This is a genomic window from Caulobacter sp. P4_E5 (assembly GCF_056401555.1).
The window spans coordinates 1-1,533 of sequence record NZ_JBFUJD010000161.1; the positions used below are offsets into that span (position 1 = coordinate 1).

Sequence of the window (1,533 nt, forward strand, 5' to 3'; positions counted from 1 at the left end):
CGCGTGGTCTCAAGCGCTATGCAGGCGTGTTCTCGCTGTGGGCGCTGGGCGTCGGCGCGGTGATCTCGGGCCAGTTCTCGGGCTGGAACCTGGGGATGGGCGTCGGCGGCTGGGGCGGCATGCTGGTCGCCACCCTGATCATCACCGTCATGTATCTGGGCCTGACCTTCTCGATCGCCGAGATGGCCGCAGCCCAGCCGCACACCGGCGGGGCCTACTCCTTCGCCCGGTCCGCGATGGGCCCGTGGGGCGGCTTCATCACCGGCCTGTGCGAGAACGTCGAATACGTGCTGACCGCGGCCGTGGTCTGCTTCTTCATCGGCAGCTATCTGGGCGGCATCTTCGGGACACCGGCTTGGGTCCAGCCGCTCTACTGGATCGGGGCCTATGTCGTGTTCGTCGGACTGAACGCCGGCGGCGTGGCGATGTCGTTCCGCTTCACGGTGTTCATCACCCTGCTGGCCCTGGCCTGCCTGGCGGTGTTCTGGGTCAGCGCCTTCCCCCACGCCGACTTCGCCAAATACGCCCTCAACGTCGGCCCCGGCGGGACCGAGCTGAAGGACGGCCACGGGCCGTTCCTGCCGGCCGGGATGGGCGGGGCCCTGGCCCAGCTGCCGTTCGCGGTCTGGCTGTTCCTGGCCATCGAGCAGCTGCCCCTGGCGGCCGAGGAATCCCACACGCCGCAGCGCGACCTGCCCAAGGGCATCATCCTGGGCATGCTGACCCTGATCGTCTCGGCCCTGCTGGTGCTGTGGCTGAACAGCTCGATTCCGGCCGGGGCCTTCGCCCTGTCCAAGTCCGGCGAGCCGATCCTGGACGGCTTCCGGGCGATCTATGGCGGCTCGCTGGCCAAGGTGCTGGCGGCGGTGGCCGTGGCGGGCCTTGTAGCCAGCTTCCACGCGATCATCTTCGCCTATGGCCGGCAGATCTATTCGCTGTCGCGGGCCGGCTACTTCCCCCGCGCCCTGTCGGTGACCCACGGCGTGCGCAAGACCCCGGACGTGGCCCTGATCACCGGATCGCTGGCCGGCCTGGCCGTGATGCTGGTCGTCTGGTTCGCGCTCGGGGCCGAGAAGGGCGCGGCGGTGATCGGCGGCACCCTGCTGAACATGGCCGTGTTCGGGGCCATGTTGTCCTACGTGGCCCAAGGCCTGTCCTACATCCTGCTGCGCCAGAAGCTCCCGGACATGGAGCGGCCCTACAAGAGCGTATTCGGCGTGGCCGGCGCTGGCGTGACGGTGATCATCTCGCTGGTGACGATCTTCTACCAGCTGAAGGACCCGATCTATCGGACCGGCGTCATCGGGGTGGCCGTCTGGTTCGCGGTGGGCATCGCCTATTTCGCCGCGTTCGGCCGCAAGAAGCTGGTGCTGTCGCCCGAGGAAGCCTTCGCCCTCAACGGCGGCAAGGCGGTCTACGACACCCATTGACGTTCAGAGCGGGCTCGACTGCGCGCCCGTCGCTATCCGAAGCCAAAACTCTCGTCATCCCGGAAGCCTCGCAGAGGCTATCCGGGACCCAGGGGCCGGCGCA

Annotated in this window: 1 protein-coding gene; it reads left to right on the forward strand. The window is 68.2% G+C overall.

The window, feature by feature from the left end; genetic code table 11:
* A partial coding sequence (locus AC1DSO_RS24735; RefSeq protein WP_477071327.1) for an amino acid permease occupies positions 1–1,430 on the forward strand: 1,430 nt, incomplete at its 5' end.
* Positions 1,431–1,533 lie beyond the last annotated feature (103 nt).